The sequence below is a fragment of the Legionella qingyii genome (genome assembly GCF_003184185.1).
Genome location: NZ_QHJG01000014.1, coordinates 68691 through 84859 on the forward strand (window position 1 = coordinate 68691; position 16169 = coordinate 84859).

Here is a 16169-nt window from a genome sequence, read left to right on the forward strand (position 1 = left end):
ACTATTAATAGACCGAAACTAATTAAGAGTAAGTATGCCAGGTTATTTATCAATTCATCCACTGACCTTTCCGAATTTATTTCGGAAAGAAAAAATATCGATTGAAGAAATTACTACCCCAGCTATAAGGTACGAGCTAGAGCGAAGTGGTAATGTAATTATTATGCATACGCCCATAAAAGTTGCATCGCTTAAAAAATTCTTTGACGATCTCGCAGCTCGCGAAGATTTATCTCAAATGCATGTTCTGCTTGGAGTTATCGGACAAGGGGCTACCGAAGACCACATAGTCACCATGCATCTGCCTCCAGGGAAGCAACCCCAAGTTTATGACTCCAAATACAGCAATCCGGAACGCTTTTTTTCGACCGCCCCCTCAAAAAATACTATTATCGGAATGCTAAGCGCTGCCTTCCATTCCTTAAATCCATTCGCAAGCCCAGAGCAACATGTTGATTTAAATCATTTAGGGTCCGAACGCATAAATTCTGCAACATATCATGCTTTCGGAACCCAATCCTTTTTTGATGGCGTTACTTGCGGTTATCATACGGCTCAGCTCATCAAAATTTTTGCGCCTATTCTCGAGCATGGTGATAATCCAAATCCGAGTGAGCTTTTGAACGCTTCCATTAATCCTATAACGAGCTCGGCAAAGATACTTGAAGAGAATGCCCCCGATTTGGTACAAGTTTCCTTTTTTTCCTTTTTGAAAAAGGCCTGGCAAGATACTTTTTTGACTCTAACTGACCCACAGTTTAGAAATCAGTATCATTTTGGCCATTACTTTCTCGGTTGGCCATCCGATCCTAAAGGCTCAAAAATAGCCTATTTTCTTACCTTAAAATTTATTACCGCCCCATTAACAAACTTACTGTCTCTTGCCATTGAGTTTCCACTTAATTTTCTTAGTGAAACATGCTCCTTTTTAAAAAACAGGATCCTCTCCTGGGCGCCGACAAATTGGCTAACCCAAAGCCTACGTAGTGTTTTACTCCTTACAACAATGGGACTGCAAGGATTGTTTAAAGGAGCGAATTATCTGATTCGCACCATTACTTCCCCCATAGTTAGCTTTAAGGAGGCGCAAAAAGTTCATCCTGCTTTAGGATATCTCAGTGCTTTAGCTTCTATATGCTTTATTGGTGCGGCAATTGCAGCTCTGGCGTTTTTTGCACCACCGATTGTGGCAGCTCTAATGCCCTCTATAGGCCCTGGAGCACTTGCCGTGCTAAGTACGTTAGCCTATCCTTTTGTCCAACTGTTTTCTTTAATCAGCGTCTCAATTCCTGCAGCTACAGGGGCCATGCTTTCATTGATTACCGGGGCATCCTTTTTAGGTGCTCTGCATCAGCTAGGCAGGAACACTATTTATCCTCAAAAGAGTCAAGTTATAACGCAACGTGTAGTCAATATTGAAGTATCCCAGGAAGGAAGTAATGTGAGCAAGCATCTATCAGCCCAAGCAAAACCCGTTCATGAAACGACATCTATAAAGAAACAAGAAGATTCTTCTAATGAATGGGTATATTTAGATGAAGAAGACAATTCTTCTCAAGAACATCAGAGACAAAAGGCAGAAACACAAAAAGCCATCGGCCCTAAAAATAACTTCAATCCTAATGGTATTCAAGATAATATAGAATTCAAATTTTAATTACTAGATACCCATTTCCTATGAGCACGCTAGATACACTCATCGCCGAAGTCGATAATGCGCTACGTACTTTATTTCCCCCAGCACAACGGATGAGTACCCGGCCATCGCCTGCACAATCACTTACTGACATCGAGCTTTCTATAAAAGAAAAAAATCATGTCGCGGGCCTCATGCGCGTCAATCATGCCGGAGAGGTCTGTGCCCAGGCACTTTATCAAGGTCAAGCGCTAACAGCGCAATTGCCCCATATAAAAAAACAAATGAGTGATGCTGCAGCAGAAGAAATTGATCATCTCGCTTGGTGTGAAGCGCGATTGACTGAACTGGGTTCAAAACCAAGCCTATTAAATCCTTTCTGGTATGGCGGTTCCATTATATTAGGAGCATTTGCAGGTTTCGTTGGTGATAAAGTAAGTTTAGGTTTTGTTGCAGAAACGGAGCGCCAAGTCTCTGCGCATTTGCAGCGTCATTTACAACAATTGCCTGCAAAAGATAAAAAATCTCAGGCAATTCTCGTTAAAATGAAAGAAGATGAAGAGCACCACGCAACGACAGCGTTGAACGCTGGAGCTATAGAGCTTCCTTACATTGTCAAACAATTGATGCGTGTTGTATCTAAATTAATGACTAAAAGTAGTTACTATGTATAGTAGTCTGGTGAAACAGAGCAAATACGAAATTGAGGATTGAACGTCGTAGCCTAAGATTGCATCCAGGCTTCACTATCCTGCGTTCGCGACGTTTCGCTTAAGCTATAAAGCTATGGCGCAAGGAGCTATTGCTATGGACTCAGCAATTTTATTTACACTTTTTGTTATTTTAGTTGCCTATATCTTTGACTTTATCAATGGGTTTCATGACGCAGCAAACTCTATAGCTACTATTGTTACCACTAAAGTTTTAACCCCGAAGCAAGCCGTAATGTGGGCTGCTTTTTTTAATTTCATTTCGTTTTTAGTATTTAATCTCACGGTAGCAAAAACTATTGGTAGCGGCCTGATTGAGTCTGATTTTGTTGATGACCATTTTATTTTAGCCACCTTGATAGGCGCCATATTCTGGAATCTTGTTACTTGGTATTATGGACTGCCATCAAGCTCATCACATGCGCTTATTGGTGGATTAGCAGGTGCCGCTATTGCCAAAGGTGGTTTTTCATCCCTTAAAATGTCAGGCTTTGCTAAAGTTATTGGCGGGATTTTTATTTCACCAGCACTTGGATTACTCATTGCCCTGCTTATTACTTATTTTTTTTATAAATTTTTACACAGTAGAAATGACCCTAAATTCAAATTATTCAAAGGATTCCAATTATGCTCCTCTGCTCTTCTAAGCTTGACCCATGGCAGCAATGATGGACAAAAAACGATGGGTATCATTTCCATAATACTGTTTTCATCCGCATGGATTGAAGGTCCTTTTTATGTCCCATGTTGGGTGATTATTTCATGTCAGGCGGCAATTAGCCTCGGAACCTTGGCCGGAGGATGGCGGATTGTGCGTACGATGGGAACTAAAATCACAAAACTTGACCCCATGAAGGGATCTGCCGCAGAAACTGGAGCCGCCGTTTCTCTTTTTATTGCAACTCAATGTGGCATCCCAGTCTCAACCACATATACAGTCACCGGAGCAATTACCGGAGTTGGCTTAATTAATGGAGTTGCAGGAACGCATTGGCGCGTTATTAAAAGAATTTTCTTTTCCTGGCTCATTACAATGCCTGCAGCTGCAATAATTTCAGCTGCATTGGTATTAAGCCATATCTAGTCTTTTGCCAAAGCACTATTGGAATAACCATAGGCAAAATAAATCACCAATCCAATAGCCATCCAAATCACAAAGCGAAAAAGGGTCACCAGAGGTAAATGAATAATTAAATAAAAACAACTGAGCATCCCTAAAATAGGGACAAAAGGCATTCCAGGGGTTCTGAACGGCCGATGCATTGTTGGATGTTTATAATGTAAATAAAGTACCCCTGCACAAACAATAAAAAATGCAAATAGAGTACCGACGTTCACTAGTTCGGCCAAAACATGGATTGGTGCAAAGGCAGCAAGTGATGCCATTAAAACACCGCATAGCAAAATAACGCGTATGGGGGTATGAGTATATTGATTGGTTTGCGAAAAAATCTTCGGTAATAAGCCATCGCGTGACATAGCTAACATAACACGTGTTAAGCCATAGAATAAAACTAACATTACGGTAGTCAATCCGGCTATTGCACCAACGCTGATAAAACTGGCCACGGTTTTATAACCTAAAACCAATAAAGCATGGCTGATCGGAGATGCAACATTGAGTGTGCTGTAGTGTGCGATACCCGTTAATAACCCTGAAACAATAATATATAAAACCGTACAAATAAATAATGAGCCGATTATTCCTATAGGTAAGTCCCGTTGTGGATTGATCGCCTCTTCAGCCGCTGTAGAAACTGCGTCAAAGCCAATATAAGCAAAAAATATTAATGATGCCCCCTTAATTACTCCGTCCCATCCAAAAGGTAAAAAGGGTGACCAATTGGGCGGATAAACCTCCCTTGAAGCAATCACAATAAAAAGAAAAATAACAATAAGCTTGATCATCACCATAATATTATTGACTCGGGAACTTGATTTGACCCCCCAAATTAATAATGCGGTTAAAATTGTCATAATGACACATGCTAATAAATTAAAAACTCCACCCTCCGTTGGGCCATGCAAGAGAACTTTGGGGAGATTGATTTTTAAAATCATGAGAAAATCATTGGCATAGCCGCTCCATCCCACAGAAACTGCAGAAACAGAAATGGCATATTCCAATAGCAAATCCCAACCAACAATCCATGCAATTAACTCTCCAAAACCTGCATAAGCATAACCATAAGCACTGCCACATCCACCAATAGATGCAGCCAGTTCAGCATAAGATAAAGCAGCGAAGACGCAAGCTACTCCAGCCAATACATAAGAAAAAATCACTGCAGGGCCCGCATCTAATGCAGCGACAACCCCTGTCAAAATAAAAATACCTGCACCTATAATGGCGCCAATGCCCAAAAAGGTCAGATCAAAGGCAGTAAGACATTTAACAAGATGGGATTCTCCCTCAAATGATGCATTGATCTCTTTTTTACGAAACAAGTCCATGGTATGCTCACGATTTATTACTTCAAAATTCTATTTATTTATAAGCAAGAAAGCTGCCAAATTAATAATATGAAGGTTAGATCATAAAATTATATTTGTAGTTTGGATCCCGCATAGGTTAAAAGTTAAATGAAAAAAACAACCTTACGAATGATCATTATTGGTCTATTAATATTGTTTTCTTTGAATACTTACAGTAACAGATCCTCTACAATTTCATCTACCCCCTCTTCCAATGAAACTAAAGCATCCAGTGCCAATGCAGCAACTCAGAATGAGGAAAAGAAAAAGGATCTCACTGCATTTAAAACCGAAGAGCCCAAAGGATGTAAATATTGGCTTCCTATATTTAAACCTCTTTGTTATCGCTTACATCAAACATGGACTGAAGGCAACAAAGAACTTTATTTCTCTGGTTATGCATGGCATAACCGCTTTACTTATCCTGCTGAACTACTCCGAGAAAAAAAATACAATGAACTCGCTTGGGGGGGCGGATTTGGCAAAGGTTTTTTTGATGAAAAAGGAAATTGGCACGGTCTTTATGCTATTGCCTTCCTCGACTCCCATCGTAACCTTGAACCGACGGTGGGATATGCCTATTTGAAAGTTGCAAAATTAACGCAAAATTTTAAGGCTGGATTGGGTGTTTCTGTATTGGTTACATCACGCCCTGATATCATGCACAATATTCCGTTCCCGGGAGCGGTCCCATGGGCAGGCTTATTTTATAAAAAACTTTCCTTAAAAGCAGCCTATATTCCTGGCTCCTCAACCAATGGAAATGTTCTTTATCTTGTAGGAGCATACACATTTGATAAGTAGGTAAAAATATACTTGGGTGAAGCAAAACTGCATTTTTTAAAAGAATGTGCTATGTTTTATAGAACTTAATTAGAATAATTTTAAAATGAAACCTTTTATTGAACAAGCACAGTTTTATGCCGAGTATCATCAAAACATCCAAACACGTTATACGCATATGGCGGGTGTACCGATTATTATTTTATCGGTAATGATTCTGTTAGGTTTTGTAAAAATTATCGTTCCTGGTGTTTTTGCAACAAATCTGGCCTGTTTAGCTACATTAATTGCCCTAATTTATTACTTTCGTCTGCATTGGCAATTAGCTTTGGCACTTACTCCAATAATGCTTATCCTGTTATTGATTGCAAATTGGTTTAGCCAAGATGGTCCAACAACACTAAGCATCTGGTCGTTTGTCTTCTTTTTTATTGTAGGCTGGGGATTACAATTGTATGGCCATTATCTCGAAGGCAAAAAACCAGCTTTTATGGTTAATTTAAGCCAAGCGCTTATCGCACCGTTATTCCTGGTTGCAGAGCTCTTTTTTATGGCTGGATTCATGCAGTCTTTAAAAGATCAAATATATGGTACAGAAAAAAATACGCTTTAATTCGTTTGCTAAACCTGCGTGAATCCTTACCCTAATTTTACTCCTGCCCATCAGAATAGATCGTTTTGCTTTCCAAGTGAATTTTACGAAAAAACTGATGAATCAGGGGTGAAAGTATGATCACCATAATTGCAATAAATGCCAAACCACTAAACAATGCATAGCATCCTGCAAAGACTTTTCCAGGGATTGTTACCAAATTGGACGCAGGCCCCATTCCAGAAAGAATCATGGACGCATTCATGAATGAATCAACCCAGGACATGTGTTCCAAGTGATGATACCCCAACATCCCTATAAAAAGGGCCATTGCCGTCATTAAAAGCCCGAAAATTGCATTACGGGCCATATGTTGGTACACATTAGCCGGGGTTAAGAATCTTTTTTTCCTTTTCGTTGAAGTTCTCATTCTTACTCCCTATAGACGAACCCCATGCTTAAGTACTGGCAAATTGAGGCATCATTATTTTAAAGCAATGATGAATTTTTTGATTTCGTTTAAAATCTTGATCTATAGTCTGCGCGCTAATGTCGTGTACTGAATATTTTTCTTTAATTTGAGTATCCAATTTAAATTGACGTAAATTGGTAGAAAAATATAAAACGCCATTGGGATTGAGCAAACGCATAGCAGAATTGACCAAAGAAACATGATCCCGCTGAATATCCAAAGTATCCGTCATGCGCTTGGAGTTGGAAAAACTGGGCGGATCTAAAAAAATAACATCAAATCGATCGCGAGCAACTCTCATCCATTCACGGCAATCATATTGCACAAACTGGTGCTTCGATAAATCAAGATGATTTAATTTGAAATTTTCTTCAGCCCATTGCAAATAAGTATTGGACAAATCAACATTGGTGGTCAGAGCTCCAGCTAAAGCCGCATGAACGCTGGCACTGGCCGTATAACAAAAACAGTTGAGAAACCGTGTTCCTGGCTTTAATTTACCAAAACTTAAACGCATTAAGCGATGATCCAGAAATAAACCTGTGTCCAGATAATCATATAAATTCACTTTAAACTTAGCTGGACCTTCTGTAACGACCATGGTTTTTCGACTTTGCCCCAGTTTTTGGTATTGCTCGCTGCCTTTTTGTTGTTTGCGTTGCTTTACTACTAATTTATCGGGTTCCAAACCCAATACTTTGGGGGTAACCTGCATCACCTCTAAACTTCGTTTTTCTGCTTTATGGGTAGGAATACTCGCGGGAGCAGCATATTCCTGGAGGACCGCATAATCGTTATAAATATCAATGGCATATGCAAATTCAGGCAAATCCGCATCATATACTCGATAACAAGAGATATGGTTATTCTTGGCCCATTTTTGTAAATGACGATAATTCTTTTCCAGTCGATTAAAAAACATCTGTGCGCTTTCAGATAGGGTATTGCTCATGAGTCCTTTAAGCTCATTAGTCGCATGAATGTCCAGGCAATAAAGCTTACACTCCAGTGCGCCGTTATAGATGGTGTATTGTTTGCTAGCGCGCAATCCCAGGGCTTTACCTAAAACAGGGTTAGAGGTCAAAACGGCTGCCTGCCAACCTTGATAATGCGCATGCAAAATCTTACCTAGCTGCTGGTAGAGCGGAACTAAATGCGTCGCATCACTAAGGCGTTCACCATAAGGGGGATTGCATATGACTAATCCTCTGGTTGCGGGAGCGTTAACCTCATTCAATGCTTGGGGTTTAAAATGAACCAATGGAGCGACACCCGCGCGTTCAGCATTTGCACGTGCTATAGCAATTATTTTGTGATCTGCATCAGTCCCTAATAATGTTAGTGGTAGCGACTTAACGTGTTGCAAAGCGTCTACTCGCAATTTTTCCCATAATGAAGATTGATGTTGTGCCCAATATTGTAAGGACTGATCTTGACGCAATAATCCTGGAGCAATATGCGCTGCCATCATTGCTGCTTCAATAACCAGAGTACCGGCGCCACAAAAAGGATCATGCAAAGCATAACCCTTAGCTGCTAATTCTGGCCATTTAGCTCGCATAAGTAACGCGGCGGCGACATTTTCTTTTATAGGTGCCGCGCCTGCCTTTTGACGATACCCCCTTTGATGCAAACTATATCCAGTGAGATCAAAGCTCACGGTAACCACATCATTTTTTAAATAGGCATGAATAAGAATTTGCGGTTTTTCTTTATCTACTGTAGGACGTGAACGATCTAACCTACGGAAATGATCTACGATTCCATCTTTAACTACTTGTGCGCCAAACATTGTATTGCGAATGTGCTCAGATGCGCCATGGAATTCTATTGCGATTGTTTTATCATGAGAAAAAACTGTTTGCCAATGAAATTGTGTACACAGTTGATGCAGTGCCTGCTCATTACCTGCATACCCACTAAAAAGAATTAATTGCACGCGATTAGCTATTCTTGACCAGAGGCATAATTTGTATACCGTCAATAAATTGGCCTCTCCGTAAACTCCTTGTGGGCTAACGCGCGTAACCAATAAACCCAAGGACTTTAATTCTTCTTCTAATAAATACTCAAGTCCACGCGGACAGCTTATGAATAAAGAATATTTCATTCTATGGTCGACCTCAAATAGCGGAATAGTGCTTTGGCAGCGCCTGTATTTTTTTCTTTCTGTTGATCATCAACTGCTTTTTTAATTAATTGCCTTAAATGCTGAACATCTTCGGGATGATAGGCTTCAATAAACGCAGTTAATGCTTCTTTACCTTCATTGATCAAGCGATCACGCCAATGTTCAACCTCATGAAATGAAGCAGTTACAGCACTGTCTTCTTCAAGCAAACGCTCATAAGCTGCCAAAATTTCTTCGTGCTCAGCCGCGCGCATTAATTTTCCAATTAATTGAGCCTGTCTTCTTTTGGCACCATGACTTCTAATTGATTTTGCATCGATAATGGCTTTGTACAAATTTTCGGGAAGTGGAAGCAACTCAAGTTTGGACAAACTCAAGTCGATTAATTTTACACCCATTTTCTGCAAAAAATCGGCATCTCGTTTTTTCTGCGATTTACTGACTGGTTCATCCATAGCGTATACTGTTTATTTTAAAATTAGCTAATCATACTATACTTCACACGCTCACAAAATGAGCGCGTGAAGATAAGCTATTATTCTGCTGTTACAAGGGAAGCAGGCGTTGGGGTTTGTGCATAATTTTTGCTGGGTCTAGAGCGTAAATACGAACGCCCTACAGCAAAAAAATTATAAATCAGAATGAATAATAGAAGTAAATGCAACCAGGTAATAGTTAATTGCATAAAAACGGGGATAGTAATAAGGACGCCTAGGCAACCGGAAAGACTTAGGATCATGGTTTTCTTTAAAGGGATTTTATCGTGTTTTAAGAATACCAAAGTAGTTAATGGTTGCTGCATAGCTCCGGCGGTAGTCATAATTGGGAACGCGACTACAGGCGAAATATTCATTAAAAATAGGACGCCTTGAACCATAACAAATAAACCGATTCCCACTGAAGTTAAAGCACCGCACACTACCATTGCTAAAAAGCCTATAACCAATTTCCATGAATGTAATTCGGTTAATTCACCACCAACAGGCAATAGACGGAATTGATGAGAAACTAACAGTAGGATAATTAAAGCAAAACAACAAACCATCGACAAACGAATCGCTTGCTTACTTAAATGACTGACAACAAAACCACCAAGTAAACCACCAACACAAGTACCCATGACTAAAGTGAGCAGAGTAGTCAAATCAACATCAATCAAACTCATAAAAAATAAAGATTCAATCGTTCCAGGAATAACTTGTGCGCCATTATTTACAGCAGGCATTTCATCGTCACGAAAAGTACCCGTGAATTTTGCCAAAGCTACATTAACAGCAAAACTACCAACACCTAAAGTATCGGCAATAAAAGCAATTACGCCGCTTATGCTTAATTTCAAATATTGCATCAGAGATAAAGGTTCGGCAGGCTGTCGAGAGAGCTTAAAAACCATCACTGCGACACAAAGCAGGCTTAATATCAAGATGCTTAAAGTAATAAAAAGGATGACCATTAAAATATTTAAATTAAAGTTAAAAACTTGATAATTATATACTAATTATGTTGATCGGGAAACAACATGTAGAGCAAAAAAAATGCTTTGTGAATTACGCAAGGCCACAAATGGAGCGCATTTGCTCGATTTTTTTTGTGCAGTTGATCGGCCCCTAATCTGCATGAACTCAAGTGAAGCACTTCGCCCACCCAGAACAAGCGAATTCTCGTCCCGGGCAAGAAAAAAGATAGAAATTTAATTGGCCATACAACTGGCGGTACTCACACCTACTTGACCAAACACTGATTTAACCATTTGTGAATCAATGTGCAAATCTTTTGCTGCATACAGCACACCACACGCACCTTGAATAAAGTTCGTCGTAGGAGTCCAGTATTTACTGTTGGCAATGATCATCGTCTGATAAGCCTGTTTAATACCTATGTTCTTAGCCAATAAATAAAATGCCTTATTAAACACCCCACTTGCCGTATGCACAATAAAGCTTTGTCTTTCTTGTGGATTAGATATATGTGATTTTGCATAAGCAACTAATTCAGGATAACTGATTGCGCAATAGGCCCCCTGACTTTGAGCTAAATTTTTATCCAAACAATCTGCGGAACTGCCATCAGACGAAGGAAAATCCATAAAGCGCAAAGCTTTACCAAATGAGTCACGAACAATAGTCTCGCCAATACCCCAGGTTACGGTATTTGGCTCTAGATAAAGTTTATTATAAAGCTGAGGAAACTTGTCCAAGAGATAAGCTCGCGATGCTTGTCCCGCCATATCAGACAACGATTCATTAAGAGCCCCTGACTGATCGTGGTACTCAAGACCTGAATGTTGCTCAGTAAAACCATGCGTTACCTCATGACCTGCAACATCCAGAGATACTAGGGGATAAAAGTCTTCGCCATCGCCAAAAGACATGAATTGCCCATCCCAAAACGCATTGTCATAATGTTGTCCAAAATGGACACGCATGACGAGCTGCATTGGTGCTCCATTAGTATGTTGCAGTGCATTAACGCCATACCACTCTTTATACATATCTACTATAGTCTGGCCAAAATAATACGCATCGTTGGTTGGCGAAAATGCTCCATTGATATTTTCTTCTGTATTCTTATTACAAGGATATTGAAATGGAGTACTCAAAAGATCATTCCAGTCCCAAGCAGACGCCAGATTCACCAATTTTACCTTAGCAGTATTCATAACACATTGGCTGCCATTTTGGGTTACATCCAAGTAAGGCAATCCATCTCGTCCATACCAATACTCATGAACTTTTTCATTGCCGCCTGGGCCAATATCCATAAAATTTTTTATGTTATTCCACTGCTTGGTGATATCACCACTTTGTGCATCTATAATAAAAAATGGCCACGCAGGTTTGTTATCAGCTTGAGTTGTTTTAAATGAAACCTGATAAACCAGTTTCAATTCATTACTTTGACTTGCTCTAATTTGCAACTCACTCAACTCTTCATAAATAGGTGCCTGAGAATTAAAGCTGAACCAGGATTTCTTAGCCAAATCAATAGCTTGTTTCGAAGTCAGAGTTGGTTGTGTATTCAGTTGAATGTCGTTAAGTAAATGTCCGTTTACTTGTGCATCCTCTTTAGTAATCATAACTTGTGCACCAACAACCGGGATTCCTCGATATATTTGTTGATACCGCGTGATTGTTTTTGAGTACTCCTGAGTTTGACTTACTTGTTGCAATGTATTTTTTTCTGCAGTTGGGGCTGCTGTGCGTGCACTTACTTTTGATTGTTGCTTAATTGAAAATTGGTTCAAACTACTTAATGGAGCCTGATACAAATCCAACTCGGTTACTGCAAAAGCATCATAAGTGATAAAAACAAGAGTAAAGCCCAGAATTTTTTTTAACATAAAAATCACTCAAAAAATTCACAATGGCATCATGATGGCATAAAAATAGACAACATCCAAGTGGGTTGTTCAAATATTATTTAATATTAAATTTCAGCAAAATAACTCTTCCTTTTTAAGGTAGAAATCAGCTCTATTACTCTTGCAAAAACGACAGGCTCTGTATAAGGTGGGTATTTAAATCATCTACGGCAGTTAAAAAGCCACCTTAACCTCACTTTAATGAATGGAATTTATATCACGCTAAGGATAATGCATATGATGTTTACTAAAAAATGTACCATACTTTTTCTTGGTCTCTGCGCTACTGTCTCTTCAGCCCAGGCAGGAATTGTGGAACGCTACGTGCAACAAAAACAAGCAGAAAAAATTCCTTTAGTTGCTGAAAAAAAGATTCAACTCGCCTATTTCAAGCAACTTATCGATCATAATGATCCAGCAATAGGAACCTTTTCTCAGCGTTACTATATTGATGAAACTTATGGCCCAACAGATGATTCCCCAGTGTTCTTTTATATTTGCGGTGAAGCGGCTTGTACTAAGCGTGCACTAAATGGTGCCATTAGAACTTATGCACAAAAGTTTCATGCCAAACTCATTGCTCTAGAACATCGATACTATGGTGAGAGCTTACCTTTCAATTCATTGTCCACCGAAAACTTACGCTTTTTAACTACAGAAGCCACTTTGGATGATTTGGCTTATTTTCAACGCCACATAACTAATGAGAAAAACTGGACTGGCAAATGGGTCGCTTTTGGAGGCTCTTATCCTGGTTCATTATCAGCTTATTATCGCTTAAAATTCCCTTATTTAGTTGTTGGTGCCTTAGCTTCATCTGCACCAGTAATGGCTAAGGAAGACTTTATTGAATACGATGCCCATGTGACTCAAGTCGCCGGTTCGCAATGTGCCAACCAAATGCGAGAAGCAGTCGGTGAAGTAGAAGCCAGCATAAACGATGCGACAAAGTGGCCCCAAATGAAAGCTTTGTTCGATGCATCTGCAATCGATGATCCTGTTGATTTTTTATACTTGATCGCGGATACCGGGGCTGCAGCAGTACAATATGGAATGCGTGATGATTTTTGCAATAGCTTATCTGCAAGTCCAACTCCACTTCAAGGTTACGCCGAATTTGCCAAAGAATTATACAAGGACATGCATGTCAGTGCGGTAGAGATGACCGCGCAGGGCGCCATGAGTGAAAACCCCAGTGATTATAAAGATGGCTTAGGCATGCGTCAGTGGTACTATCAATCATGCAAAGAATATGGTTATTGGCAAAATGCCCATCCTAACCCAACGCTTTCTACTCGATCTTCATTAATTAATCTGGATTACCATCACCATGTATGCCAACGCTTGTTTGGCTTAACCCATCCTGCCAACACCATAGAGCTCAATAACACTTTATACACTCCTTTAATGGATATCCTAACCTCCAACATTTATTTTACTAATGGAGAAAACGATCCCTGGTCTACTCTCTCTTTAGCCGAAAAAAATGGAAATGCAATTAATCCCAAATTGGCATATCAATTGATTCAAGGAGCCGCCCATTGCGATGACTTGCATAGCCCTTCCTCCCATGATTCCGACGCATTAAAAGCGGCAAGAAAAACAATGGAATCGTTGTTAGCTGCATGGCTCATGTGACCCTCATCCCTAACCCTTCTCCCCAAAGTGGGAGAAGGGTTAGGGATGGTCACACCAATAAATGGGGAACAAATAAAAGTCGCCTGGCTTTACTCCTATTCACTTATTTATTTCACATCCATTAATCCAGTTTTAGACCAAATTTAGTGAACTTCATTGCATAGGATCGAGCATCACGCGAACGCTTTAGAATCTACCGCTACGAAAATCATCCAAAGCTTGTATTATTTCTTCCTGAGTATTCATTACAAATGGCCCATGTCGAGTTATAGGCTCATGGAGTCTCGCCGCAGCAATCAGAATACATTGGCTTGCTGTCTCTCCTTTCAAAAGCAAAATATCTCCGTCGCCAAGTTTTGCCACAGTATCATGTTGTACTAATTGCTCACCGATACGAACGGTTCCAGAAATCACCAGAAGAATCGTTTGGTAGTCATTGGGAATATGTTGCTGCATACTGGCACCAGGTGGCAAAATAATATCAAATAAAAAAGGTTGGGTAGCAATACCTGTAATTGGCGAATTGGTTCCATTATCGGTCTTACCGGCAATGACTTTAATTCGAGCACCAGAGTCATTTGTTTCCACTGGCAATTGGGCACTTTGCATTTCTTGGTAAAAGGGGGCGCCCATTTTCTCTGCAGCAGGCAAATTTAGCCACAACTGCAAGCCATGTAATTTACAATTAGCTGAGGGCATTTCTGAGTGGATAATTCCTCTTCCGGCAGTCATCCATTGAACATCGCCTGCAGCGATAACTCCTTTATGTCCTTTATTGTCTTCATGAGTAATACTGCCATCGAGTAAATAAGTAATTGTCTCAAAACCACGATGTGGATGGGAAGGAAAGCCAGCCATATAATCCAAAGGATCCGCGCTATTGAAATAATCAAGTAAAAGAAGAGGCTCAAAATCATTGCTTCTCTCGATACCAATATAGCGATGTAATTTTACACCAGCACCTTCTCGTACCAGGATACCTTTGATTAATCGCTCTACTTTAATTTCGCTCATGAATACGCTCCATGTTAGCTAACGAAAAACTTTAATTTCCTTCTGCTAATATAGCATAGATCAAAATCCATGATTCGATCTTGGTAAATTAGTTCTTCTCAAAAATTACTTCTCGCACAACATCCTTAATTTTATCCTTCGTAGCATCTCAAGTCATTATGCCCCGTTTTTGAACAAAAAATACCCTGTACTATGCTTATAAAATAAACAGCGCAATTAAAAATAATTACGCTTGGCCAAAAACAACCCGGAGGCCCAAGTTATGTTAGGCAGAGTCGCTCGAGTTACCCCTGTTAGTCCATGCCGTCGTGTGGTTTTAAACCATTTGGCAAAATCTGCTCGCATGGGGAAGATTTTTAGCCCCCTTCGAGATATACCAACCGAAAGTACCCATCATGAGCTTACTAAAAAAGCAACCGTAGATTATCATCAAATGCTAGGCAGTTTGCCAAGTGGACTGGATATAATTCACCGTGGGATGGCAGGCTTTGCTGAAGTGGAAAGCATTGCGACCTATGGAAGATTTGGTGCCGGGAAATATACTAAAAGACCTTTTTCTTTAAACATAGCTGAATTTATACATAAGCCCCAGAGCTGTGTGTTGCTTTCAACATCACCAGATCCATACACCGTTAAAGAATACATGGTAGGATTTCAGCTTATTAGTGCAAAAGGAGCCATTGCATCGATGTGTTTACCTGCAGTATATATTCGACCACAAACAGCACGGCATATCGATGTGGAACAGTTTCAATATTATCAAAGTATTCTCAATGCCCAACAGGCACCTGGAGAATACACCAGAGGTGAAAATATTTTTGATCTTGCTCAGGGAAATAATGAAACAACCGTAGTCTTGGGCGCAACAAAAGAAGATGATTGGCGCCCGCAATTTGATATCGATCTGCATAGTATAGTGCTAGTACAAGGCGCTGGGCGTATTTTAAGTGGTTTTACGAAAGCAGAAACCGTAGATACAACAACGATTATAAACCCCTTCTTTCGTAAACGAATAATGTCCATTGAAATTGCATCAACGACTTCCGCAGAGAGTTCAATGTTTCTGAAGTACGTTGATAAAATGAATGAACGAGCACAAAAATTAGGCGTAGCTAAAGATGGCTATAGAGTTTTAACATTGGCCGATGCCTCTATTATGATGAGCTCACTTAAGTATCTAGAAACGTTGGGAAAATATTCAGCTTCTGATAAGACCATGATATTGCAGGATGTTCCCGCAGAGATTCCTATAGGCTCGGAAGAACTCGTTGAATATGCGCTGCATCTGATCGAAGCAAATCCGGCAAAAGAACTGGTCTCTACAAGCGCCGAGAGTTTGCAGCATAAACTGTAAGTC

14 protein-coding genes are annotated in these 16169 nt (G+C 39.9%); 7 read left to right on the top strand and 7 right to left on the bottom strand.

Annotated elements, in window-relative coordinates; all coding sequences use genetic code 11:
- Window positions 1-34: 34 nt before the first annotated feature.
- The 3 genes from DGG96_RS09870 (at window position 35) to DGG96_RS09880 (ending at window position 3430) form a co-directional block, all read left to right on the top strand.
- A complete protein-coding gene (locus DGG96_RS09870; protein WP_110142505.1) occupies window positions 35-1657 on the top strand; it encodes a hypothetical protein in 1623 nt (540 codons plus the stop codon).
- Between the two features lie 20 nt (window positions 1658-1677).
- A complete protein-coding gene (gene coq7 / locus DGG96_RS09875; RefSeq protein ID WP_110142506.1) occupies window positions 1678-2310 on the top strand; it encodes a 2-polyprenyl-3-methyl-6-methoxy-1,4-benzoquinone monooxygenase in 633 nt (210 codons plus the stop codon).
- A gap of 133 nt (window positions 2311-2443) precedes the next feature.
- Entirely contained in the window at window positions 2444-3430 is a 987-nt protein-coding gene (locus tag DGG96_RS09880) for an inorganic phosphate transporter (RefSeq protein ID WP_110142507.1), read from the top strand.
- On the opposite strand, the gene DGG96_RS09885 is transcribed toward DGG96_RS09880, so the two are convergent.
- Entirely contained in the window at window positions 3427-4800 is a 1374-nt protein-coding gene (locus DGG96_RS09885) for an amino acid permease (RefSeq protein ID WP_110142508.1), read from the bottom strand. The genes DGG96_RS09880 and DGG96_RS09885 overlap by 4 nt on opposite strands.
- 129 nt (window positions 4801-4929) lie before the next feature.
- Here DGG96_RS09885 and pagP point away from each other — a divergent pair, with 129 nt between their 5' ends.
- On the top strand, window positions 4930-5625 hold the full coding sequence (gene pagP, locus DGG96_RS09890; RefSeq protein ID WP_110142509.1) for a lipid IV(A) palmitoyltransferase PagP: 696 nt from the start codon (window positions 4930-4932) through the stop codon (window positions 5623-5625).
- Window positions 5626-5710: 85 nt separating this feature from the next.
- Window positions 5711-6217 carry an Mpo1 family 2-hydroxy fatty acid dioxygenase gene (locus DGG96_RS09895; RefSeq protein WP_110142510.1) on the top strand — a complete coding sequence of 169 codons (507 nt, stop codon included), beginning with the start codon at window positions 5711-5713 and terminating at the stop codon, window positions 6215-6217.
- A gap of 37 nt (window positions 6218-6254) precedes the next feature.
- Here the strand turns inward: DGG96_RS09895 and DGG96_RS09900 are convergent, their stop codons facing one another.
- From DGG96_RS09900 to DGG96_RS09920, 5 genes are all read right to left on the bottom strand, one after another.
- Entirely contained in the window at window positions 6255-6626 is a 372-nt protein-coding gene (locus DGG96_RS09900; protein WP_110142511.1) for a hypothetical protein, read from the bottom strand.
- Window positions 6627-6654: 28 nt separating this feature from the next.
- Complete coding sequence (gene rlmKL / locus DGG96_RS09905; RefSeq protein WP_110142512.1) at window positions 6655-8778, bottom strand: bifunctional 23S rRNA (guanine(2069)-N(7))-methyltransferase RlmK/23S rRNA (guanine(2445)-N(2))-methyltransferase RlmL; 2124 nt, start codon at window positions 8776-8778, stop codon at window positions 6655-6657.
- Window positions 8775-9254 carry a ribosome biogenesis factor YjgA gene (yjgA, locus tag DGG96_RS09910; RefSeq protein ID WP_110142513.1) on the bottom strand — a complete coding sequence of 160 codons (480 nt, stop codon included), beginning with the start codon at window positions 9252-9254 and terminating at the stop codon, window positions 8775-8777. Before yjgA ends, rlmKL begins: the two co-directional genes overlap by 4 nt.
- Before the next feature lie 80 nt (window positions 9255-9334).
- Window positions 9335-10252 (bottom strand): sulfite exporter TauE/SafE family protein, encoded by a 918-nt coding sequence (locus DGG96_RS09915; protein ID WP_110142514.1) that lies wholly within the window; start codon window positions 10250-10252, stop codon window positions 9335-9337.
- Between the two features lie 237 nt (window positions 10253-10489).
- Complete coding sequence (locus tag DGG96_RS09920; protein ID WP_110142515.1) at window positions 10490-12139, bottom strand: M4 family metallopeptidase; 1650 nt, start codon at window positions 12137-12139, stop codon at window positions 10490-10492.
- A 258-nt stretch (window positions 12140-12397) separates the two neighbouring features.
- On the opposite strand from DGG96_RS09920, the gene DGG96_RS09925 reads away from it, so the two are divergent.
- Entirely contained in the window at window positions 12398-13798 is a 1401-nt protein-coding gene (locus tag DGG96_RS09925; protein WP_110142516.1) for a S28 family serine protease, read from the top strand.
- 186 nt (window positions 13799-13984) lie between these two features.
- Here the strand turns inward: DGG96_RS09925 and DGG96_RS09930 are convergent, their stop codons facing one another.
- Window positions 13985-14812: a pirin family protein gene (locus DGG96_RS09930; protein WP_110142517.1), complete on the bottom strand. Its 828-nt coding sequence runs from the start codon at window positions 14810-14812 to the stop codon at window positions 13985-13987.
- Window positions 14813-15074: 262 nt separating this feature from the next.
- On the opposite strand from DGG96_RS09930, the gene DGG96_RS09935 reads away from it, so the two are divergent.
- Window positions 15075-16166 carry a hypothetical protein gene (locus DGG96_RS09935; protein WP_110142518.1) on the top strand — a complete coding sequence of 364 codons (1092 nt, stop codon included), beginning with the start codon at window positions 15075-15077 and terminating at the stop codon, window positions 16164-16166.
- The last annotated feature ends 3 nt before the right edge of the window (window positions 16167-16169 follow it).